Below are 20845 nucleotides of genomic sequence, written 5' to 3' on the forward strand. Positions count from 1 at the left end.
AATCGGTTTTTTCTTGATATTACTTTTATTATCGTTTTTCGGAAACGTAACGGCCTGCAATACCGATAAACAGAATTGCCATCGTGAAGTGCAGAAAGACGTGGACATCACCCAAAGTTTGGAACTGGCCTGCGCCCTCAATCCTTCCGACAGAAATCTTTGCAACCTAGCTCTCATTCAGGCCGCAATTCCGTATCAATGCTTTACTTCTCATTGAGGAAATTCGAATCGTTATAGGCGCTGCAAATTTATATCGGCCGGGCATAATAGGCTAAAAATCTTCGAAAGGAAGTTTGTTCTTCTTGGCATTATTGCATTCTTTGCAAGCCGGGACCAGATTCGCCTTAACGGATTTTCCTCCTTTAGCGAGCGGAATCAGATGATCCATCGTCAACTCCTCGGGAGGAAATTTCTTTCGACAATAATAACAGACTCCGTCCGCCTTTTTCTTTTTCCACCATGGAGTTTTGCGAAGGTCCTTTGCAATTTGTCGCTGCTTACGAATTTCTTCTTCGCTGACCCAGATTATCGGCTCGTCCGGAATGAAAGATTCTCCTGACATTTAATCGAAGGATATCCAATCCGATCCTGGGCCGGACCAAGAAAGTCGAAGATTCGAAGTCAAGGAACGAGCCGAGACTCCTGAGCGAATTCCGGCGGCGGTAACAAGCGCCGTATCCCCTTTTTTCAGCTCCAACTCCCCGTTAAGCGAACATGTACCTTCCAAAACCATTAAAATATGGAAGACAGGTTCTTTCGAAAAGGAAGGCAGGATGAATTCGGATGTGCCCTCGATTTCCAAAATTTCCATCCTGAATTTATCGTTTGCCGTAAGTAAAAGACGCTTTCCATATTTCCAAGTTAACGTTTTTGGAGATAGCTTGTCGCTCGAATTCGGTCCGGAATAATCCAATACATCCAAGGCTTTCTTTAAATGCAATTCTCTGGGACGACCATAATCGTAAACTCTGTAGGTGGAATCGGAAGATTGTTGAACTTCCATCAACAGGATTCCGCTACCGATGGCGTGTATTTTTCCGGGATTCAATAAAAAAGAATCCAATTCTTTGACCGGAATCACGTTTAAAATTTCTTCGGCGCGATTTCCGGAGACCAAATTTTCGAATTCATCGCGATTTGTTAATTTAGAGAAACCGCAAACTAACTTCGAATTCGAATCGGCTTGCAAGACCGTCCAGGCTTCTTTTTTTCCCGAGCTTGTCGAATCGAACTTGTCCGTATACTCGTCGTCAGGATGAACTTGAACCGATAATTTTTCTTTAGCATCGATCAATTTTACCAAGAGAGGAAACATTTGACCTTTAAAAGGTTTTCCTAAAATATCTTCCGAGTTGGAAGTATAAACTTCTCGAAACGTGCGGCCTGCCGAGGGACCGTTCTCGATCACGGACAGATCTTCGCCGTAATCGGAAATTTCCCAAGATTCCCCGATTTCCCCGTCGGGCAGATTTCTACCCAAAACGGTTTCAAGTTTACGGCCTCCCCAAACTTTCTCTTTATAAATGGGTCGGAATTTCAGAACCTTTTGCATATGCCTATTTTTTACCGCCCTTATAGAGTTCAATTTTAACTTTTATATGCCTCTTTTTGAAATGAGTGAAAGCATCCGGACGAAATCCGGATAGATCTAACGTATAAATCCTTCCCGGAACAAGTGTGCCGGGTCCCGAACTCCATTTTAAATAGCGAAAACTCTTGTAAGTTCCCTTTCCGTTGCAAGACCCGCAATTCAAATCGGAACCCCTACATTCCGGACATAGAACGCGCACGACCAAGGGAATCTCGGCTAGAATTTTACCCGCTAGCTCCTCCTCCCTCAAACGCAGGCAGATATCATGGTAAATTCCGGTATATCTCCTGCGATCTCGATTGCGAATCCCGGCCCGAAGCAAACCCCGCTTTGCAAATTCGACTGCCTGAGCGGAAAATATGATTCTAGACGGCGGAATAAGAAAGGTTTGCAAAGACCGCCGAGCATCGGCTTCCTTCTGACGAGCGCGCAATTCGGAGTCAAAACGACTTCGCTCGTCCGGCTTCGTGAGAATTTGATACGAGCGGACTATCTTTAAAAAAATTTCAGAAGAACCTGTGATGCCGTTATCCGGATGGAAGACTTTGGCCAATTTTCGAAATCTGGCCTTGATCGTTTCGGTCCCGGCGTCGCTTGTTACTCCCAGGATTCGGTAATGGTCGATCCAAATTGTATCCATTCGTCGGACCTAATTTCGATCCTTTGTCGATCGACATACTAAAGAGTGATTATCGAGATTGAAATTCCTGGAAAGATCCGCCTTGATCCAAACCTTCCAGCATGGTATCGACGTCGTGCTTGTCCGCTTGGATGGTTCCTTGCACATACTTTCCAATTGCTTGAACGACTTCCACCAAATTATTTCTGTACGATCGTACCAATTTTACTCTTTGGTTGGGATTTCTAATGTTAGACAAATTATACGACTCTTCTTGGGTTCCCGCATCCGTTTTTTTCTGCACAAGCAAAACTATACTGGCAGGATCCGAGGCGGGAACGTCTCGTTCTTTAGCTCGCCGATTTCGTCGTTTACGGGTCGAAGCTTCGTTACTAACGACTTGCGAGTTATAAAGCGAATACCTACCAGCTTTAAAGCCCCTTCCCCGCCGGAAACTTTTAGATAAAACTTTTTGTCCAAAAGATATCTTTCTCGACTAGGAAATTCAAAGGTCTCAATCGAGGGAATGAATTGGAAGTATTCGTTATTAACGATTTTTTTTCTCCTATTTAAAAAGGAGAGAAGCTCCTCGATGCGTTTATGAAAATCCTTGATATCGGTCGTGAGCCCTTCCATGTCCTTCACTTGCGTCGGTTTGTACGGGAGAATTTTGATCTGACCGTCCGACTCGAAGTCTTGTGTAAAGACGGAGGTAGAGAGTAAAAAAAATAAAATGACGGAAGACGTTACTTTCTTCATAAGTTCAGAATCCGAATGTTCCCTCAATACTAATGTCGTCCTTTATCTCAAAAAGCCCGGTTTTTTCCTAAAAATTCGTTGAATTCAGGCCGGATTCTACGAAAAGGGAAGGGATCGATATGGAAATCAGCATCAGAAAATCTGGCGAAACGAACGTAATCGGCTTATCGGGCAGTTTGGACATTTATACGTCCATTGATCTGAAAAACTTTTTCGAACAAAATATAGACCGAAACAATAATAGCGTAGTAATTAATCTCGAAAAATTGAACTACATCGATTCTTCCGGAATCGGGATGTTGATCAAACAACTCAATTATGTCCAAGAATTGAACGGTAAATTTTTTATCGCGAATATGAAACCGGCGATAGAGAAAGTATTTAAAGTAGCCGGATTGACTTCTTATTTTCAGACTCTATCGGAATTGGAGTTTACCGCTAAGTACCCGTAAATTATGTCCCGGTCGCCTAAAGGGTGATTTGCGGATAACTTGCTTTTCTCCAGATAAGAGAGTATTAACTTCTTCTTAAGGTTAATGGCTCCGAGCCTGGATCGTGAATATTTCTTAAAGCTGAGAATAGGACAAAAAAACGTCCCAAATCCCCCAAAAACGACCCTTATCTCCACTTGCCGGTTCCAGCCTTAATAGTAAACGTCCGTCGATTAACTCCGAAGGATCCACGGAAATTCTGACCGGAGGAGCGGGAGAATAAAGAGACCGGATATATAAAGAATGATCCGGAAATCTCACCTTCGCTTTTTCGATTCCGTTTAAGAAAATTCGGAGCTCTTTTCTAGGAAGTTCAGCGGAACTTTCAGTCTGGTCGAACAAAGTAAGGTCAAAATATACGTATATAGTATCTTTTCGATCCGGGTCTGCCACTAGTAGAATGTTTAAACCCTCTTCGGGAATCATTCTGCATTGGTTATCGAATAGAACGCCGGTCCCGGCTCCAGGCGCCGGGTCCTTGCGATCCGGTGCCAATTTCAATCCGTTATGGACGGCCCACACGGACAATTCAGGAAAAGTTCGATAATCTTCCGATATATACGATTCTCCTCCCATCGGCTTAGAAAAATTCTCGTAATTTTTCGTTTTCCGATTTTCCTCGCTAGCCGGACCCTGGCTCGGAGTGACAAGGAACAGAGATAAAAAAAGGGTGAGCCGGATCCAATACATCCTGTTTATACTATCGACCGTCCATCCGGAGGAAACTTGAAAATTCTTAGGAGCTTAGAGAACTTACGGGAAACTTTACACAGTCCCACCGTCCTGACTCTTGGAAATTTCGACGGAATTCACTTGGGCCATCAGGCCCTGCTTGAAAGAACGAAAGAAATTTCGATCGAAAAGGGACTACCGTCGGTAGTAATCACTTACTATCCTAACCCGGCGTTGGTCCTCGGAAAAGACAAGGACCTAAGAAGTCTGACGACTCAATCGGATAAAGAGTCCTTAATCGAATCATTCGGAATCGATTGGCTGATCATTGCACCTTTTACGATGGAATTAGCCGGCATGGAAGCGGAAGATTTCCTAAAAACCATTCTGATAGACGAACTAAACGCAAAGGCAATCCTTATCGGCTTCAATCACTGTTTCGGCAAAGCTAGACGTGGAAATTATGAATTGTTAAAGGAGTATGCCGATCAATACGGTTACGAACTTGAAAAACTTGACCCCGTTTTTCTAGGCGATACCAAACTTTCGAGTTCTTATATCCGATCTCTTTTACGGGAAGGTGATGTCGCAAATGCCGAAGAATGTTTAGGTAGGGAATTCTCCGTATCCGGACAAGTCGTCGAAGGACATAAACGAGGACGGAAAATCGGATTTCCGACCGCTAACGTCAAGCCTTCTCCGGAATTGATTTTACCCGGAATCGGTGTCTACGCCGGAAAAACGGAAATCGACGGGAAATATTATGATTCTATGATTAATATCGGTAATAACCCGACCTTCGGCGACGAGCAGCTTAGTTTAGAAAGCCATATTTTTGATTTTACAGGTGACTTGTACGGCAAAACCGTCCGAATTCTTTTTTCACGGAGGATTCGATCGGAAATTAAATTCTCCGGCGTGGATGCCTTAATTGCTCAGTTGAAGCAAGACGAAGTGACATCTAGGAGGATACTTTCCGAATATTAACAACCCTCGCTTTTTCTTAGATACTTTTCAGGAGTTTCCCGGGCTTTTTGAAAAAAATAACCGCCGAATAGGGGCATGGCAGGACGCCCGAGAAGAACCCCTTCCAGATCGTTCGGCGGAGTATAGCGCAATATATTCGTAAATAATTCAAGCGGAATATGTTCCTGCCAATCCGGTACTTTTTTATAAAATAGATCCCAAGTTAAGATCTCATCTTCGTTTAGTTTCAAATCCGAATTCTCGTTTTCGCGATCGGCTCTTTTGAACCAGGACAACATTTCGTTTAATAATTCGGACTTAGTCAAAATAGGAATTCCATCCGGCATTCGAATTTCGTAATTAGGTTCGTACTTGCGGAGGCATTTAGTATTTGAGCAGATTATCGTATGAACTTCCTCGTGGTAAGCCGCCCAATCACGCAACCGACCCCTATTTTTCTGCCAAAGGATCGATGTCCGCTCCCCACAATCGGGACAAATATAGATAGGAATAAAAGAAACGCCTTTGAGAGACAAAATCGGGTCTTCGATTTGGATTAAATCGAAATCGGAAGACATTAGATATGGTGAATGTTTTTCGGAATCAATAGGTTCGACTTTCTTTTTTGTAGAATTCCCCCTATCGTCGTTATCCATATTCAATTCCTTTAAACGACCTTAATCTAAAATAAAAGGCGTCTAACGCAACCTATTTTTAACCGTTTTTACCCGATCGAAATACATCCTCGAAAATCCCCCTTCGAACCCCCGTTTTTCGGCAGAAACAGGTCCACCGAGTCGTTAGAAGGGATTGATTTTAGCGTCCAATCCAGGTACGATGCCAGTGGCAAAGTCGGCTTATGAATCATTATTTATTCCTTCCGATCTCTGCCTTAATTATCAATAGCCTGCTAATTTCCTACGTTTTTGCCCGGAGATTTAGAAGCGCGGTCATCGGAGATTTCCTGCGATTTGCCCTCTTTCTGGATCTATGGTTGGTCTCTTACATCCTTTATTGGTCGCTACTGCCAGCTCCGTGGATGACTTTGGTTTTTAAACTGACCTGTTTTACTTGGATTCCGACGGGGTTACTTTTTTTAGAGGTCGTATATAAATTTCTAAACTTAGCTTCGAAATGGGTTTTATACTGTTTTAGATTTCTAACTCTCTTATCGATCCTTGTAACGACTTCTACTGATTGGGTGATTAAGGGTTCTATACTCTACGATTGGGGATACGAATTGGAGCCGAATTGGCTTTTTTTACCTATGAGCGCGGTGGTTGTCAGTGGCCCGGCGTATTTGGGGCTCTCGTTAATCTTAATCGAACGCTTTAAGACCGATAACGGAACGATACGCAGGCAATTAGATCTTTTGATAATCGGTTCAATAATCGCATTTTCATTAAGCGTTTATACGGAGCTGTTAAACTTAGACAAGAATGGCAGGTTCTTATTTCCTCCACTGACTCCGGTATCCGTAACGATTCAAGCGGTCTTTATTTTTTGGGCGATCACTAGATACGGATTTCTAAACATTAGTTTGGAAAGAATTGCCGTAGAGTTATTTCGGGATATACATGACGGTATAATTTTAGTGAAAAAAAACGGGGAGTTTTTTTTTGCAAATCAATCGGCCTTATTCTTACTCCAAACCTCCCCTTCCCAAAACGGTTTTTTTAACCCGCATAATCATTTCGCAAATTATCGGGAGGACTTGGATTCGCACCCGAGAGAATTTCAACTTCTGGGTCGAACAGGACACGTTTTCGTAGAATTGACCAAATCCTCTATCCGCATTTCGGAGGAAGAATCGGGAACGCTATACTTATTGCGAGATGTGACGGAACGGAAAATTTCCCAAGAAAAAATTCATCAACTCTATTCTCATATCGTTAGCGATTTAGAGATAGCGAGAGTAACACAATCTTCGATCATCACGCAAAAATTTCCGGATAAAGAATCCTATCGAATTCAATCCTTCTTTCAACCGATCGAGAAGGTCGGGGGTGATATGCTTCGAGTGATCGAACATCCTTCAGGACGCGTCGATATCTTATTTGCCGACGTATCCGGGCACGGTATCGCTTCCGCGATGGTAGGAGGAATGCTTTCCATTGCGTTTCAGATCATCTCGCCAAAGCTTCTATCCCCTAAGGACAGTTTATTTGAAATTCATAATATGCTATCAAAAGTAGTTCTGCATCACCACATATCCGCGGTATTTGCGAGCTACTATCCCGACGAGAACCGTCTGGATTTTTCGTATGCGGGACATCATCCCATTCTTATTCTCAGAAGCGGAGAAGTTATATTGCTGGAAGGAGAAGGTCGGATCATACTAGCAGTACGGGAATTATTATTGAACGACTATACTTTCCGATTATATCCCGAAGATAGAATCGTTTTTTACTCCGACGGATTATTCGAAGTCAAGAACAGCGTAGGCGATATTCTAGGATATGAGACATTTTTAGATTGGCTAAAAGAAATGGCCACACGCGATACTGCATCCTTACTGGAAGCATCGCAAAGCAAAGCCATCGATTTTGGCCAAGGAAAGTATAACGACGATTTAGCAATGCTTGTCATCGAAGTAGGCGGACAGTGAACCCTTATCTCTTGATTCCTCTATCCGCTCTCTTCTTGAACTTATATTTATTTATTTATGTCATCGCCTTAAAAGGAAGACATAAAGTAGTCAATTTTTATCTTCTTTATTCGGCGGATTTAAGCCTATGGATCATTTCTGTGATCTTATATTGGTCGTTTCTTCCGAAAGATTGGATAATCTGGATAATGAGAGTCACGTCCATTTCTTGGCTGCTTTCCGGAACCCTATTTTTAGAATTCGTATTCGTTTACTTATCAAAAAATCCTAATATTCTTTTATATTTATTTCGAGGGTTTTCTATAGCGATCTTCCCGATTGCCCTAACGACGGATTGGATCGTTGCCGGAGTGGAGCGAAAATACTGGGGGGATATTATTTCACCGGGCATTTTTTACGTTACAAGTTTAAACCTACTGATTATCGCGCCTGCTATTTACTCGGTATTTTTACTTTTCGTCGAATCTCGCGGTAAAGCATCAGCGTTGCGTAAACAATGCTTTCTACTTTCTTTAGGAACGCTTTTATCTTCGTTGCTGGGTTATCTCACTACGATTCTACCTAGGATTCTTTTGGACGGGAATTTAAGTTTTCCGCCTCTAAGCGGTAGTGCTTCCGTAATCCAATCCGTCTGCATATTCATCGCAATCGCCAAATACGGATTTTTGGAAATCAGATTGGAACGGATCGCATTACAACTTTATTCTAAACTAAGAGAGGGTGTGATTCTACTATCACAGAATGGAGATCTTCTCTATTGGAACGAAAGCGGTCGCGAAATGTTAGGTTTTTCCGCTAATAGCCCGCCTCCGGAAAAATTGGATCTGTCCTTCTATTTGGAAGGTTTTCCCATTAAGCCTTTCGCACGAATGGACTTTCGAAGCAAATCACCGGCAAGCTCCACTCAAGTAGGACTTGCCGACGTAACGCTTCCCCCATCTCAAGCGAGATTTTTGGAGGTTTCCTGTTCGGAAATTCCTTTATCAGGAAGGGATAAGGGACATGTCTTCATTTTGCGGGAGGTTACCGATAAGAAAGAAGCTTCCGAGAAAATCAGCTTACTCTATTCGAGAGTGGTTAAGGATCTGGACATAGCTCGAGAAGTTCAGAATACGATCACCACTCAGAAATTTCCCGAATCCGATCAATACAAGGTTTATTCCTATTTTCGCCCTTACGATCGCGTCGGAGGCGATGTATTAAATTGCACCGAGACGCAGGACGGCAGTATCGAAGTTTTGTTTGCCGACGTATCCGGGCATGGGATTTCTTCCGCGATGGTTGCGGCTATGGCATCGATCGCTTTCAATGTCGTTTCCAGAAGAGGATCACCTCCTAAGGAAGGTCTTTTATTTACGAACGATTTGCTTACATCCGTGGTAACTCAACATTTCATATCGGCCGTTTATCTAAAGTACGATCCGAAAGATAGAATCCTTGAATATAGCTACGCCGGGCACCATCCGGGATTACTTCTTAGAAACGGAGAGACTCAAGAAATCCCCGGAAAAGGCGGGGTATTATTGGCGGTAGGAACTCCTATCTTGGAAGAATACAAAATAACGTTAAGACCGGGAGATCGAGTTTTATTTTATTCGGATGGATTATTTGAAGTCCGCGGATCGAAAGGAATCCCGATGGGAAACGCCACCCTAATCGAAGCCGTTCGGAAATTGTCGTTCCAGGATTCGGAAAACTTAATCCGTTCTTTGGTATCCTATTCCGAGTCCTTCGGAGACGGGGTAATGACCGACGACTTAACGCTCTTCTGTTTGGAGATTAAGGGTTAACCGTCGATTTTATACTTCGGTTAACCCTCGGCTTTAAACGGATAAAGAATCCGCCTGTTCTTTCACTTTTTCCAAAAACGGAAGCAACTCGTCGATCGCGGTCGGAATTTCGTATTCTATTATATCACCTGCACGAATGATATCTTTTTCCTCTAGAGCTACCGCGACACTTGCCAATGTATCGTTTAATTCGTTAGTTTTTTCTTCGAATGACTTACCCGATATCGACAAATCCGTATAATTCAATCCCGGCAATTTTTGACGGAGAGTGATGAAGGAAGTCAACAGTACGTTGATTTGCGAGACCGATTGCGTAAGTAGATGAGTTGCGACCTCATCCCTGCCAGCCTGATAATTCTCGTTTACTTTTACAAAGCTTTGCTTCAGTGCAGGGACAGCCTTAATAAAAGTGTCCAATATTTCGCGTAGCGTAGGAAGATCCAAATCCAGCACGGAAGCCCGTGCGATCAGATCCATCGTAAAAAGCTTAAGGTCCCTGAGATTTTCCAAAAACTCTTCGATGGCGGCGACTCCGTCGAGTTTTCCCGCTCTCTTAATCAATGAACTTAGAATTTCCTCTACGTTGCTCCCTGTTCCCATAGGTTTAATATGGTCGTATCTGAGCTTTAGCATTCTGCCGGCAGAGCGCAGCAGCGAGTTAATCCAGCCGACACCATCAACGAGTTCTTTCGATTCTTTTTCGGTTAAACTGTCGCGACCTAGGAGAGTAGTTCCTACCTTATCAACGTAGGCATCCAGCTCGTTCAGCGAACTGAGCAGAATATCCAATTCTTCTCCGACATAGAACTCCATCTTGGAAGCGGAATCGATAGATTTCATTTTCATCTTATCGGAATGAAATTCTTCCCCGTCTACGAGACATGATAAAAGAAATTTACCGTTCGACTCTACCCAACGTCCGACAGCGTCAAAAATCTCTCCGAGATTTTTTTCGTTTTCCATAGCACTCTCAAGTCTTTGTTCGTTTACGAATATTTCCACGGTTACTCCTCCGTTTCTACTATGAGTTCTTCATTTCCCGTCATCCCCACCATGACCTCGGGAGAGATTATTATTCAGGTAGGATCCTACGGCCTTATTCTTTCCGACGCCCTGCTCCATGTACAGAAACTTTTCTTTTAATTTCTTTTCGTAGCTGGATAGATGGGATTCGAAGTTTTTAATTTTCTTATTATTATCAGCAAACTGTTCTTCCAGAAGCTTGATTTTGCTAGTAACCAAACCGCCTGCAAATTGAGTATAAGGCTTTAGGTGTTCTACAAGATTCACGCCCACACCGGTGTCCATTCGAGCATCAGAATTACTATCTTGGGCGAAAAGATGCCTCACTGCGTCCGGGTTTTCGGAAAGTCGTTGAGACAATTTTTGATCGTCGACCTGCAAGAAACCCTCCTGAATATCCGCCCACTTGCTACCTACCGATCCGGTCGAGACTCCGATATCCGTTAGCATACGAATTTCCGAGCCGGCTAACGGAGAAAAAGAGGACGTCGTGACGGTCTTCATTCCGGCAACCAATCTAACGATCGAGTTATCGCCTGCAAGAATTCCTGTCTTCGTCTTTCCTTCCCAAAAGGCCCGGCTAATATCCGGATCTTCGCCCTTACCGTCGGAAACCCCGCTTTCTCGATCCACTGCAGTCGCTTCCTTGGAATACTTTAAAACATTATTATATGCTTCTACGAATTCCTTTATCATCTTGATTCCCTTCTGAGAATCCACTTTTATATCGACGACGATCGGACCTTCGCTTTTCTTATGTAAATTCAGATTGATTCCGTCGAGAACGTCGGTTAAACCGTCGTTCTTAGGACGAGTAACTTCGATACCATCGACGGTAAACAATGCGTCTTTTGCCTCGACGATCGTTTTAGCCGGTTTTGCTCCCATAAACTCGCTCGGAATAACAAGACGAAAATCTGAAAATTCTTTCTCTTTACCGGATTGATTGACTACGATGATAGCGCGAATCTTCTTATTGTCCAACGCGGATTTTAAGATAATTTTGATCTTGCCTTCTTTATGTGTGGCCGCATCCAAAAAAATCTTCTCTTGTTCGTCGGCTTCGTAGATTACTCCGAGAGAAATCGTTTCCCCTTCTACAAGAGGCTCGGATAGACTAGCCTCGATTCTCGAACCCTTCTTAGCTTCCTTGGCTTCGGTAAGAAATTTGAACGCTTGCTTGGAACCTATTTTGACTTTCGTCGGTTCTTTTCCGACGGGATCGGAAATGAAGTAAGGCTTGGCGTCCTTATCCATGGAATATTTTTCCGGTTGGAAAACGTCGGTTTGTAGCGGTTCAACTGCGATCGGAAAAACTTTAGGAGGTTCCTGAGGCAACATTCCGGCGACCAACCCGGCAGCCTTCAACACGCCGCTTGAATCGTCGAACTTAAGTAAATTCTCCTTTCCCGATTGAGAAGCCGTTAAAGTAAGGACGGTCTTATCTTGGTCTACTTTGACGAGAGCCGGCTGTGCCAAGCCCGCCGCTCCCGTGCGAATCATGATAGAAAGGTCGCGTATCGTTCCGCCGGAGAAATCGATTTCCTTTTCGTTCTCACCTGAAAAGATCTTAAATATCCCTGCGGGAATCTTTCTTTCAGTATCGATGGGTTCGCTGGATATCTGATGGAAAGTTGCCAATTCTTTAATATCGATTTTTCTCTTTCCACTTGCTGCAGAACGCGAAGCGTCGCCGGTAATCACACCTTCGGGTTCGGAGACGATCGACTTAGTCGCAAACGGAGCGGTAAAAGAAGTGATCTCTCGAGTTTTATTTTGCAGTTCGGTAGTGAGTATTTTAAGGTCATTCCATGCTTTGACCTGGGCTTTATTATAATTATTCTGCCTTTCCAAACGACGGATCGGCTTCGCTTCCAATTCTACAAGCTTCTTAACGATCTGGTTCGTATCTTGGCCGGAACTAAGTCCCGGAATTGTAAACGCGGGCATGGTCCCCTCCTCTTATTTCCATCGGCCGTTTTCAAAAAAGCATAAGCCCTTAGAAGAGGAAATATGAAGAATCCAGGAGCTTTCCTAGCACCGTTAAGGAACGTTACGAACGTAAGAAAAGGGACATAAAATGAGCCTAAGCTCCTTTTAAGTAACTCTCGTTTGCTGTCACATAATGGAGATCGTGTACGTTACGGTGGCTCCACCTGGAACGACTAATTCGTAACACCGATAGCTTCCTGAGTTTGTCATGACGCTTCCATTTGAATAAGGAGCTTGGACGTTAAATGCATCGAAATTTGAGGAAGCATTCACGTTTGTCGGACTGATCGAAATATTCGGCTTCGCGAGATTTAACAATCCTCCGGAGCTACCGGATGGGGAAGAACTGAAGGTCACCGAATCGGTAGTTCCCCCACCCATGTATTCAAAATAAAGTACCATTACGTTTGACATTCCGTAATAACCGACAGGATTCATAACCGTGGCAGTCTTAGGACTTCCCTTTACTAGCATGCTTTGGCTGTAACAAGGCCCGGACCCTACGGGAGATATTCCGCCTGCCAGAGCTACCGCCAAAAGATACCCGGGATCGCTACTTTTACTGCTATAAGAAGAATTGTAGCAGTTAGCATAAAAAAACGCTCCCAAAAGGAGGAAGAGAGGAAACTTTATCAGAAAACTTTGCGATTTCATATACCGGTTCTCCAAGACATTTACAGGCGAGAGTAAAGTCCCCGCCCATTTGCCAAATCCACTTCGGCGGTAATTCTTTGAAAACTAATTTGAAAAACGTCCATTCCGGAATTGGTATTGGTCGTTCGCCTCACATTTCCGGTCTACGATCGATTAGGCGATATCATGCTAAGAACAGTATATTCAATATAATTAAAATATGCCGATCCTCATCTAAAATGAAGAATCCTTTAAAAACAAATCGAAGACATCAAGGAGCGACTGTAACGTCCTGAAATAAAATCTTAAACGCTCCGTTAGGACTGATTCTTTCCAAAGAAAAAGGGATGGAGCCGATCGTCGCATATCCTTCCCAGCTCGTAGCCCGAGTAGGTTCAGCAGCGCCGCTCTTATGGTACGTCCAATAACGTATTTTATAATCCGAATCGTAATAAAGACGATACATGTCTCCCGGCGTAAAACCGCCTTGGTCCGGATATTTGATCGATAATCTTCGTAAAGGTCCTTTTCCATCGGGACGAGGCTGAGGGCCGTCGTACGTGAGCGTTACCCCCGAATCCCAAACTAGATGAAAAGGGAAAATCAGCCAGTAACTATCGTTGATGAATTTTGCCTCGATTTCTTTGGAAGCTTCATCCATTTGATTTCGATTATATTGAAATTCTTTTTCCCCGTCGAGGAAGGAAACATCTTGGGTTTTAGGAGCCCATGTCCAGGCTCTCCGAACCAATTCCTTTTCAGGAGTCCAAACTACAAAAGTGAACTTAATTTCGTTCACTTTATCGAAAGAAGTTCCGCCATGTGCTAAAAATATCTTGTGAGCGATAGTTTCCGGCGAAACCGAACAACCGAGTACGATTGCAGTAAGGAACCAAGCCGGATTTAGAAATCGAACTTTCATAGCCTCAAGCTACTCTGGCGGAAGAGACTTTTGCGCGCAATTTCGCTTTCAAACCTTCCGTAAACGCCAAACTATCGAGACAGTAGTCTTCGACGTGCGCAAGCCGTTCGGCTCTTAATTCTTCGGGCGTGCGCAACGTCGATTTATAAAAGAGTAAGCCTGACAATAATCTCGCGGTCGCCCAAACGATCTCATCCGCAATTTCCTCCCGCTCTTCGCCCGACGGGAGTTCTTTATACAAACTTAATATCTCTCTATACGCGTCCCAGACTTCCGCCAAAGTTTTGACTTCGTCCGTTGCGAAATGGTTCCATTCGTTTTCGACGTATTCTCGTAAAAAGCCGTGAGCCGCCATTCCGGTCACTATGCCGCCGATTGCAGCATTGACTTGGATTTGAGAAGTTCCGTCATAAATGGTAGTTATTCGTGAATCTCGGTATATCCTCGAAACATCATAGTCTTCCGTAAATCCGGCGCCTCCATGAAGCTGCACGCCGTCTCCCGCAACACGAACACAAGTTTCCGAACAATAAAATTTAGAGATAGGCGTCATTAATCCTGCAAGCCTTTCCCAATATTTTAAGACTACGTCGGATTTCAGGTCGCGTTCAGATGCGCCTTTCTCTCTCAGATGTTCGCCTCTAAAATAATACAAATCCATACTGCGAGCGCATTCCATGACAAGGCCGCGCATCGCCATCGTTTCTCTTTCCATCCTTCTCAAAATCTTACGAACGGCAGGAATCTCCGCGATCGGCTTTCCGAATTGAATGCGTTCCGACGTGTATTTTTGTGTTTCGGATAACGCGGCCTGCGCGATTCCGACGCCCTGCTGAGCTATACCGACCCTCGCGCCGTTCAACATACCCATCGTATGTTTAATTAAACCGTGACCTTCTTCTCCGATCAAGATTCCAGGCGTATTTTCTAAAACCACTTCGCAAGTGGGAGAACAATGCAAACCCATCTTCTTCTCGATCCCTGCAATTTGAACGTCTTTTGATTGGACTAGAAAGAAAGATAGTCCTCTAGCGCCGCTGCCGGGATTCCCGGTTCTTGCCAATAAAAGTAGAATTGCCGGAATTTCTCCCGTACCGCATCCGTGAGTGATAAAGCGTTTCGTTCCGTTTAGGAGATACGTAGTTCCGTCTTTCTGAACTGCACGGGTTCTCAGACCGGGAAGATCGGAGCCATGATCCGGTTCGGTTAACCCCATTGCACAAGCGAATTCGCCGGCAGCAAGTCTCGGCAACCAAGCCTCTTTTAATTCCTCACTTCCGTTCTTCTCGATAATTTCGGCTAGATTCACGCATCCGATCGCTATACATACGGACGCATCTACCCGATAAAGTATCTCGCCGAAAAAAGCCCGGACCGTCCAAGGAATTCCCAAACCTCCGTATTTTCTGGAAAACCCGGTAGGTTGAAGTCCCGCGTCACGCGCCTTTCTAACGATTTCCAACATTTTTTCGGGAAATATAACGCGGCCGTTTTCGTATTTCAATCCGACTTTATCCAATTCCGAAACATACGGCGCGATTTCCTTACCTGCAAATTCTCCGAGAGATTCTAACAAAGTTCTATAATATTCCAACGCTTCGTCGTAAGAAGAAGGTGCAGTTGCATATCGTTCGTCTCCGGCTTTATATTTTTCCGCATCTACAAAGCCGTTTTCGTAGGAATCAATGATCTCCTTCCACGCGATAAGATGATCGAAATGCAATCGGAGATCCGGAACGTCGTTAAAATAATGATTTTGGAGCATAAGAATGAGGTCCTTGTGACTCATCAGTATGCTCCGCTTCATAGTTCGGTCAATCCGTTTTCTAAATCGGTGACTTCACAATATAAGCTAAAATAAACGCATGTTCGGTTAAACGAAGAAAGGATTCATTTGATCGTCCAACTAAAAGCTCGTCGTTAAGATGGACGGGCTTTTTTACACGGAGAATCTTTTACGAAAAATAGTCCGATCGAAAAAGCGGCTCTCCTATTTAACGTGTTGATGATTGTGCAAATGCTTTTCACAATATTCGTGATCAGCACACTCCACACAATATCTAAAATCCATTTGCGGATCATCTTTTTCCGTAATGCCGCATACGAAACATTTATGGACCGTCGGAAGAGAATCGACTTTGACCGATTTCATTTGAGTTCTTACATTTCCTCTAAGATCACGCCAAATATCCTTTCCATAAAATAGGATTAAATTAGAGAGACCTACCAAGATGCCGAGTAATGGAAATGCGGAACCGGTGATCATTACGTACGTGATTCGGGTATAAAGCATGATTCCGGCCACCAAGAAACCCAACCATTTGATTCTAACAGGAATGATAAAGAATATGTAAATCTGCATGTTAGGATGCCGATATGCAACCGCAAGAAACAGGCATTCATAAAATAGGCTGGAATCAACGGCAAGCGGGACGTACAAAGAAAAGATCGCGCCTGCGGTAATTTGGACCGCGCCCAACCATAAGTACATATTAAAGCGAGGAATGCCCAAGTCTTCCTCTAAGATTTTACCCATAAAAAAGAACACGTAGACGTAAAAGATCAAACCGATCCATGGGTTTCCGAAAAAGCTGGAGTTTACTTTGAATACATAAAGAAGTATGCTCGGCCAATCTCTTTCTTTTAGGGTTAAGGGAGTGATATTCCCGAAATCAGAATCAAAAAGTAAAGAATACGCGCTCACGACCGCCGTTACTGCGGCAAAGTAACCTGTTAAGTTTTCAATGTGGAAATTTTGTGAGAAGTTTTGTAGGAAACGCTTCAATGGGAAAAAGAAATCCTTTGCTGAAAGTGCAAAATCTAAGCGAGCGAATACTTTCAGTCTCTTCATATATCGTATGTGTTTGGAAAGTCGTACCGTCAACCAATTAAACCGATTCGATCGGTCGATGAAACCGCAACCTCCGGATCGCCTAAAATTACTCTATGATTCCGCGTGATAGATCGGATTCCAAGGAATATCCGTAACGCCATAATCGAAACCGGATTGAAATAAAGCCGTGGATATTTGGCTGCGATGGTGCGTTTGATGATTAAAAAAATGCGTTACTAGTAGCCAAACCGGCAATGTCACTTCTTTGGAATACATAAAACTATAAAATGTAAGATCTTGCATCAGGAATTCCGTGGAAACCTCCTGGGTCCAGTTCGAAATCGATTTGTCCAATTCCCGCCTTTTCTCTGCCAGTTCGTCAAAAGAGCTAAAAACTCTTTCTTTAAAATTCGTAATTTGGACGGGCCTTTTTTGAAATCTATCCAACCAAGCTAAATCCATTAAAACTAGATGATTCCAAGTATTCGCTATAGACCCGAAAAATATTCTTTTGTCCGCCTCCCATTCTTCCGCCTTTAAACTAGCACAAACGATTAATAAAGAATCATTTTGCCAACTATTATATAACGACATCGCTTTACAATATTCAACTTGAATCATAACAAATCGTGAAACCTAGACGCAGGATGGTCAATCGATTTCTAAAAGAGAAATCAATTGATCCGATCTTTAAGCATTCGGAAGAAATCATGAATTTATTTCGAATAGCGGTTAAGATTTTTTTAAAAAAGGTTTTGATTTTTTGGAATGTTTGAGAAAGTTTTTTAGGTCTAAATGCCGATGTTGCGACGAGTTTTCATAAGCCTTTTTGTCTTGAGTTTGGCTAATCCGCCTTGCTCGGCCGCGACATGGAAAGATATAGCGCCCCCGACTAGAGCCCAGCAAATTTCCCGCGTAGATGAGTCGTCTAAATTCAAAGTTCATGATGCGGTCAAAACCGAACTTCTTGCAATCTCCGAATCGGAATCCAATTTTCCAAAAATCGAAACTGCAGAGAATGTAGCAAGAGTTCCGTTCGCTTCTTTAAAGGCTTTTGAAGATGCGATAAGAAACATACGACCTTTCGAATCGAACGATTCGAATTTCTTCACTCCTTTAAATACGATTCGCATTTTAACCTAGAGTTTCGTTCGCTTTTTCGATCCGCGATCATTAACGTTAGGAGAATTTATATGCGCAATGTATTTGCTTATTTAGCAGCAGCCTCAATTATCACCGCAACCGCCGTTCCAGTAGCGGAAGTAAACTTTGAAGAGAAGTTACTCGAGCGTATGGCTCGCATTTATGAAGAATTGCTTTCCAGCGAAGAACGAAAAGTGAACGCGAAAGGAATCGCGGTCTTGGTTAGAGAAGCTAAAAAAAGCTCGGAAGAAACGAGAGTCATGTACGCGAAGGCCCAGACGTTCGCAGAATTGTTGGACAAAGCCCTCTCTCGCAGAGACCAGGAATTTCTTTACGGCGAGCTTTCCTTAACCTTAAGCAATCTCGCACCTAAATACTCGCTTCACGCTTTTCATTGCCCGACGAGTAAGAAAGGTTGGATTGCTAAAGTTGAAACTGTTCGTAATCCATATTTGTCCGAAATGCGCGAAATCGGGGAAAAACTTAATTAACACTCAAAGCGTAACTCGGCTGTAACGAGCCGAGTTTACGTTGATCGCTCGGTATTTTTCCGGCATTTCATTTCCGATTTTAGTCTCATTTCACTTTAAACTCGCCGTTTTCTTTGCGTCGGAAGGCGACTTGACGCCCGTGATAGTACTTCTAAACAAAGAAGAAAGAAGGATTCCGCCGTGGCCCAGAAAATCAAATCCGCCGAAACTCAACCGACCGCAAATGGAGCTCACGGTTCAAAAGATCCCATCCATTTAGGGAACCCCGACATTTTTTTCGATCGGGAATTATCCTGGATCGATTTTAATCGGCGCGTTTTAGAGGAAGCAAACGATCACGACAATCCTCTTTTAGAAAGATTAAAGTTCCTTTGCATTACCGAATCGAACTTGGACGAATTCTATATGGTTCGAGTCGCAGGAATTCGCAACATGCTTGCCGAGGGGAACGATGAAAACAGTCTCAACGGTCAAAGGGCCTCCGAAATCCTTTCTGAGTTGTCCAAGAAAGTTCAAGTTTTCGTAAAGGACCAATATGAAACTTTCGATCTTACCGTTCGACAATTAAAGGAAAACGGAATTCACATCATTATCGACCCGAAAGAGCTTAGCGACTCAGAGATTGAACAGATTCGTCAATATTATAAGGATGATGTTTCTCCGATCCTCACTCCTCTCTCGATCGATCCGTCTCATCCGTTCCCGCATATTCTGAATCGATCCTTGAATCTCGCGATCCTATTGAGTACCGACGATGAAAAAACCGGTATGAAAAAGGATCTATTCGCCGTAGTTCAAGTTCCTTCCGTCTTACCTCGATTTTTCCAACTGAAGAGTCAAGGTAAGGTCCGTCGGTTCTTTCCTTTGGAAGCAATCATTACTCTTCATGTGGACGATTTATTCTATGGAATGGAAGTGAAGGAAATATACCCGTTCAGAATCATTCGAGATGCGGATATCTCGATCGATGAAGAAGCTTCTGTGAAGGACCTCCTTATCACGATGAAAAAAGAGATCCGAAACCGTATCTGGGGTGACGCAGTTAGGATGGACATTCACGAGGGGACCTCCCCGTTCGTTAAAAACACTCTCAAGGAACTCTTAGAATTACAAGACAACGAGATGTTCGATGTGCCTTCATTATTGAATTTGAATGACACTATGTATTTCTACGGTTTGGAACATACTTCAAAATTTAAATACCCTTTCTTTCAACAGAAACTGACTTTAAAATTCGATTCGCCGGAAAAAATCTTCGAAGCGATCCAAAGAAAGGACAGACTCCTTCATCATCCCTACCAATCCTTTGCGGCAATCGAAGAACTTTTGCGAATTTCCAGCGAGGACCCTAAGGTCTTAGGCATCAAGATGACTCTGTATAGGACGAGCGGAGATTCGCCCATTATTCAGTATCTCGGACAGGCGGCCGAAAACGGAAAACAAGTAACTGTCTTAGTCGAGCTCAAAGCGCGCTTTGACGAAGAGAGAAATATTAAATGGGCGCAGAAGTTGGAAGAACGCGGCGTCCATGTAGTTTACGGAGTGGTCGGTTTAAAGATACATTGCAAAATGCTAATGATAGTCAGGAGAGAAGACGAACATCTGATCAGATACGTACATCTTGGCACGGGCAACTATAACTCGACTACGAGTAGATACTATACTGACCTAAGTTTCTTCACAGTTAATAAGGAAATTACGGAAGACGTTGCTACGATATTTAACACCATTACTAGCTACGCCAAAATGCCGCATCTGAATCAGTTGGCGGCTTCTCCGCATAACTTGAAAGCTACATTCCTGGAACTCATCGAAAAGGAAACCGAAAACGCGAAGGCGGGTAAACCTGCGCGGATCGTTTTCAAAATGAACAGCTTGGTGGATCCGCATATTATACTTGCGATGTATAAAGCAAGTCAAGCCGGAGTGGTGATAGAATTGATCATTAGAGGGATCTGTTGTTTGAAACCCGGGCTTCCGGGAATTTCCGAAAACATCACGGTGATCTCGATCGTCGGAAGATTTCTAGAGCATACGCGAATCTATTATTTTTTATCCGGCGGAGACGAGAGTATATTTCTTGCTTCTGCGGATTGTATGCCTAGAAACTTTGAACGAAGAATCGAAGTTTTGTTTCCGATCTTGGACGTAAAGCATAAGGACCGTATTAAAAAAATATTAGACGTTCAGTTGAAAGACAACGTGAAGGCCCGCATTCTCCATTCGGACGGAGTGTATCGCAAGCGAGAGCGATTGGAGGGAGAAAAGGCCATGGATAGTCAGATCGAGCGTATGAATTTTGCCGAATAAAA

20 protein-coding genes and 1 pseudogene are annotated in these 20845 nt (G+C 43.4%); 8 read left to right on the forward strand and 13 right to left on the reverse strand.

The window, feature by feature from the left end; translation table 11 throughout:
• The first annotated feature begins 13 nt into the window (after positions 1 to 13).
• Positions 14 to 217: a hypothetical protein gene (locus LEP1GSC058_RS10935; protein ID WP_232224672.1), complete on the forward strand. Its 204-nt coding sequence runs from the start codon at positions 14 to 16 to the stop codon at positions 215 to 217.
• A 54-nt stretch (positions 218 to 271) separates the two neighbouring features.
• Here the strand turns inward: LEP1GSC058_RS10935 and LEP1GSC058_RS10940 are convergent, their stop codons facing one another.
• The 4 genes and pseudogenes from LEP1GSC058_RS10940 to LEP1GSC058_RS10955 all read right to left on the reverse strand — a co-directional run bounded on the left by LEP1GSC058_RS10940 (position 272) and on the right by LEP1GSC058_RS10955 (position 2969).
• Complete coding sequence (locus LEP1GSC058_RS10940; RefSeq protein WP_016550832.1) at positions 272 to 562, reverse strand: HNH endonuclease; 291 nt, start codon at positions 560 to 562, stop codon at positions 272 to 274.
• Positions 563 to 1552: a type I phosphomannose isomerase catalytic subunit gene (locus LEP1GSC058_RS10945; protein WP_016550063.1), complete on the reverse strand. Its 990-nt coding sequence runs from the start codon at positions 1550 to 1552 to the stop codon at positions 563 to 565.
• Between the two features lie 4 nt (positions 1553 to 1556).
• On the reverse strand, positions 1557 to 2231 hold the full coding sequence (locus LEP1GSC058_RS10950; protein ID WP_016549363.1) for a J domain-containing protein: 675 nt from the start codon (positions 2229 to 2231) through the stop codon (positions 1557 to 1559).
• A 49-nt stretch (positions 2232 to 2280) separates the two neighbouring features.
• Positions 2281 to 2969, reverse strand: a pseudogene (locus tag LEP1GSC058_RS10955) (LIC_12936 family protein).
• Between the two features lie 119 nt (positions 2970 to 3088).
• Here LEP1GSC058_RS10955 and LEP1GSC058_RS10960 point away from each other — a divergent pair.
• The gene (locus LEP1GSC058_RS10960) at positions 3089 to 3421 is read left to right on the forward strand and encodes an STAS domain-containing protein (RefSeq protein ID WP_039948307.1); all 333 of its coding nucleotides are present in this window, start codon (positions 3089 to 3091) and stop codon (positions 3419 to 3421) included.
• 114 nt (positions 3422 to 3535) lie between these two features.
• Here LEP1GSC058_RS10960 and LEP1GSC058_RS10965 read toward each other — a convergent pair whose 3' ends face one another.
• Positions 3536 to 4150: an LIC10729 family protein gene (locus tag LEP1GSC058_RS10965; protein WP_016550506.1), complete on the reverse strand. Its 615-nt coding sequence runs from the start codon at positions 4148 to 4150 to the stop codon at positions 3536 to 3538.
• 36 nt (positions 4151 to 4186) lie between these two features.
• Between LEP1GSC058_RS10965 and LEP1GSC058_RS10970 the strand changes: the two genes are divergently transcribed.
• Positions 4187 to 5119 (forward strand): bifunctional riboflavin kinase/FAD synthetase, encoded by a 933-nt coding sequence (locus tag LEP1GSC058_RS10970; RefSeq protein WP_016550353.1) that lies wholly within the window; start codon positions 4187 to 4189, stop codon positions 5117 to 5119.
• On the opposite strand, the gene LEP1GSC058_RS10975 is transcribed toward LEP1GSC058_RS10970, so the two are convergent.
• Positions 5116 to 5754 (reverse strand): hypothetical protein, encoded by a 639-nt coding sequence (locus LEP1GSC058_RS10975; RefSeq protein ID WP_016550997.1) that lies wholly within the window; start codon positions 5752 to 5754, stop codon positions 5116 to 5118. The two genes, LEP1GSC058_RS10970 and LEP1GSC058_RS10975, sit on opposite strands and share 4 nt — an antisense overlap.
• Positions 5755 to 5957: 203 nt before the next feature.
• On the opposite strand from LEP1GSC058_RS10975, the gene LEP1GSC058_RS10980 reads away from it, so the two are divergent.
• On the forward strand, positions 5958 to 7706 hold the full coding sequence (locus tag LEP1GSC058_RS10980; RefSeq protein WP_016550447.1) for a SpoIIE family protein phosphatase: 1749 nt from the start codon (positions 5958 to 5960) through the stop codon (positions 7704 to 7706).
• On the forward strand, positions 7703 to 9496 hold the full coding sequence (locus tag LEP1GSC058_RS10985; protein ID WP_039948309.1) for a SpoIIE family protein phosphatase: 1794 nt from the start codon (positions 7703 to 7705) through the stop codon (positions 9494 to 9496). Before LEP1GSC058_RS10980 ends, LEP1GSC058_RS10985 begins: the two co-directional genes overlap by 4 nt.
• A gap of 33 nt (positions 9497 to 9529) precedes the next feature.
• Here the strand turns inward: LEP1GSC058_RS10985 and LEP1GSC058_RS10990 are convergent, their stop codons facing one another.
• The 7 genes from LEP1GSC058_RS10990 to LEP1GSC058_RS11020 all read right to left on the reverse strand — a co-directional run bounded on the left by LEP1GSC058_RS10990 (position 9530) and on the right by LEP1GSC058_RS11020 (position 17520).
• Positions 9530 to 10498 (reverse strand): hypothetical protein, encoded by a 969-nt coding sequence (locus tag LEP1GSC058_RS10990; protein ID WP_016550230.1) that lies wholly within the window; start codon positions 10496 to 10498, stop codon positions 9530 to 9532.
• Between the two features lie 30 nt (positions 10499 to 10528).
• The gene (gene fliD, locus LEP1GSC058_RS10995) at positions 10529 to 12469 is read right to left on the reverse strand and encodes a flagellar filament capping protein FliD (protein WP_016549475.1); all 1941 of its coding nucleotides are present in this window, start codon (positions 12467 to 12469) and stop codon (positions 10529 to 10531) included.
• Positions 12470 to 12637: 168 nt separating this feature from the next.
• Positions 12638 to 13165 (reverse strand): hypothetical protein, encoded by a 528-nt coding sequence (locus tag LEP1GSC058_RS19810; protein ID WP_051133792.1) that lies wholly within the window; start codon positions 13163 to 13165, stop codon positions 12638 to 12640.
• Between the two features lie 250 nt (positions 13166 to 13415).
• On the reverse strand, positions 13416 to 14066 hold the full coding sequence (locus tag LEP1GSC058_RS11005; protein WP_016550535.1) for a hypothetical protein: 651 nt from the start codon (positions 14064 to 14066) through the stop codon (positions 13416 to 13418).
• A 4-nt stretch (positions 14067 to 14070) separates the two neighbouring features.
• Positions 14071 to 15831, reverse strand: coding sequence for an acyl-CoA dehydrogenase family protein (locus tag LEP1GSC058_RS11010; protein ID WP_016550134.1), 1761 nt, complete (start codon positions 15829 to 15831; stop codon positions 14071 to 14073).
• 225 nt (positions 15832 to 16056) lie between these two features.
• Positions 16057 to 16917 carry a rhomboid family protein gene (locus LEP1GSC058_RS11015; protein WP_016550924.1) on the reverse strand — a complete coding sequence of 287 codons (861 nt, stop codon included), beginning with the start codon at positions 16915 to 16917 and terminating at the stop codon, positions 16057 to 16059.
• A 93-nt stretch (positions 16918 to 17010) separates the two neighbouring features.
• Positions 17011 to 17520, reverse strand: coding sequence for a DinB family protein (locus LEP1GSC058_RS11020; protein WP_016549353.1), 510 nt, complete (start codon positions 17518 to 17520; stop codon positions 17011 to 17013).
• 219 nt (positions 17521 to 17739) lie between these two features.
• Here LEP1GSC058_RS11020 and LEP1GSC058_RS20325 point away from each other — a divergent pair, with 219 nt between their 5' ends.
• From LEP1GSC058_RS20325 to ppk1, 3 genes are all read left to right on the forward strand, one after another.
• Complete coding sequence (locus tag LEP1GSC058_RS20325; RefSeq protein ID WP_232224673.1) at positions 17740 to 18042, forward strand: hypothetical protein; 303 nt, start codon at positions 17740 to 17742, stop codon at positions 18040 to 18042.
• Between the two features lie 50 nt (positions 18043 to 18092).
• On the forward strand, positions 18093 to 18533 hold the full coding sequence (locus tag LEP1GSC058_RS11030) for an LIC13259/LIC11441 family protein (RefSeq protein WP_016550996.1): 441 nt from the start codon (positions 18093 to 18095) through the stop codon (positions 18531 to 18533).
• A 192-nt stretch (positions 18534 to 18725) separates the two neighbouring features.
• A complete protein-coding gene (gene ppk1, locus LEP1GSC058_RS11035; protein WP_408605701.1) occupies positions 18726 to 20843 on the forward strand; it encodes a polyphosphate kinase 1 in 2118 nt (705 codons plus the stop codon).
• Positions 20844 to 20845: the final 2 nt, after the last annotated feature.

The sequence above is a fragment of the Leptospira fainei serovar Hurstbridge str. BUT 6 genome (genome assembly GCF_000306235.2).
Classification (GTDB): Bacteria; Spirochaetota; Leptospiria; order Leptospirales; family Leptospiraceae; genus Leptospira_B; species Leptospira_B fainei.

Excerpts from the sequence above, each read along its gene's own strand:
- LEP1GSC058_RS10940 (WP_016550832.1), bottom strand. The coding sequence starts at position 562 with ATGTCAGGAGAATCTTTCATTCCGGACGAGCCGATAATCTGGGTCAGC.
- LEP1GSC058_RS10945 (WP_016550063.1), bottom strand. The coding sequence starts at position 1,552 with ATGCAAAAGGTTCTGAAATTCCGACCCATTTATAAAGAGAAAGTTTGG.
- LEP1GSC058_RS10950 (WP_016549363.1), bottom strand. The coding sequence starts at position 2,231 with ATGGATACAATTTGGATCGACCATTACCGAATCCTGGGAGTAACAAGC.
- LEP1GSC058_RS10960 (WP_039948307.1), top strand. The coding sequence starts at position 3,089 with ATGGAAATCAGCATCAGAAAATCTGGCGAAACGAACGTAATCGGCTTA.
- LEP1GSC058_RS10965 (WP_016550506.1), bottom strand. The coding sequence starts at position 4,150 with ATGTATTGGATCCGGCTCACCCTTTTTTTATCTCTGTTCCTTGTCACT.
- LEP1GSC058_RS10975 (WP_016550997.1), bottom strand. The coding sequence starts at position 5,754 with ATGGATAACGACGATAGGGGGAATTCTACAAAAAAGAAAGTCGAACCT.
- LEP1GSC058_RS10980 (WP_016550447.1), top strand. The coding sequence starts at position 5,958 with ATGAATCATTATTTATTCCTTCCGATCTCTGCCTTAATTATCAATAGC.
- fliD (WP_016549475.1), bottom strand. The coding sequence starts at position 12,469 with ATGCCCGCGTTTACAATTCCGGGACTTAGTTCCGGCCAAGATACGAAC.
- LEP1GSC058_RS19810 (WP_051133792.1), bottom strand. The coding sequence starts at position 13,165 with ATGAAATCGCAAAGTTTTCTGATAAAGTTTCCTCTCTTCCTCCTTTTG.
- LEP1GSC058_RS11005 (WP_016550535.1), bottom strand. The coding sequence starts at position 14,066 with ATGAAAGTTCGATTTCTAAATCCGGCTTGGTTCCTTACTGCAATCGTA.
- LEP1GSC058_RS11010 (WP_016550134.1), bottom strand. The coding sequence starts at position 15,831 with ATGCTCCAAAATCATTATTTTAACGACGTTCCGGATCTCCGATTGCAT.
- LEP1GSC058_RS11015 (WP_016550924.1), bottom strand. The coding sequence starts at position 16,917 with ATGAAGAGACTGAAAGTATTCGCTCGCTTAGATTTTGCACTTTCAGCA.
- LEP1GSC058_RS11020 (WP_016549353.1), bottom strand. The coding sequence starts at position 17,520 with ATGATTCAAGTTGAATATTGTAAAGCGATGTCGTTATATAATAGTTGG.
- LEP1GSC058_RS11030 (WP_016550996.1), top strand. The coding sequence starts at position 18,093 with ATGCGCAATGTATTTGCTTATTTAGCAGCAGCCTCAATTATCACCGCA.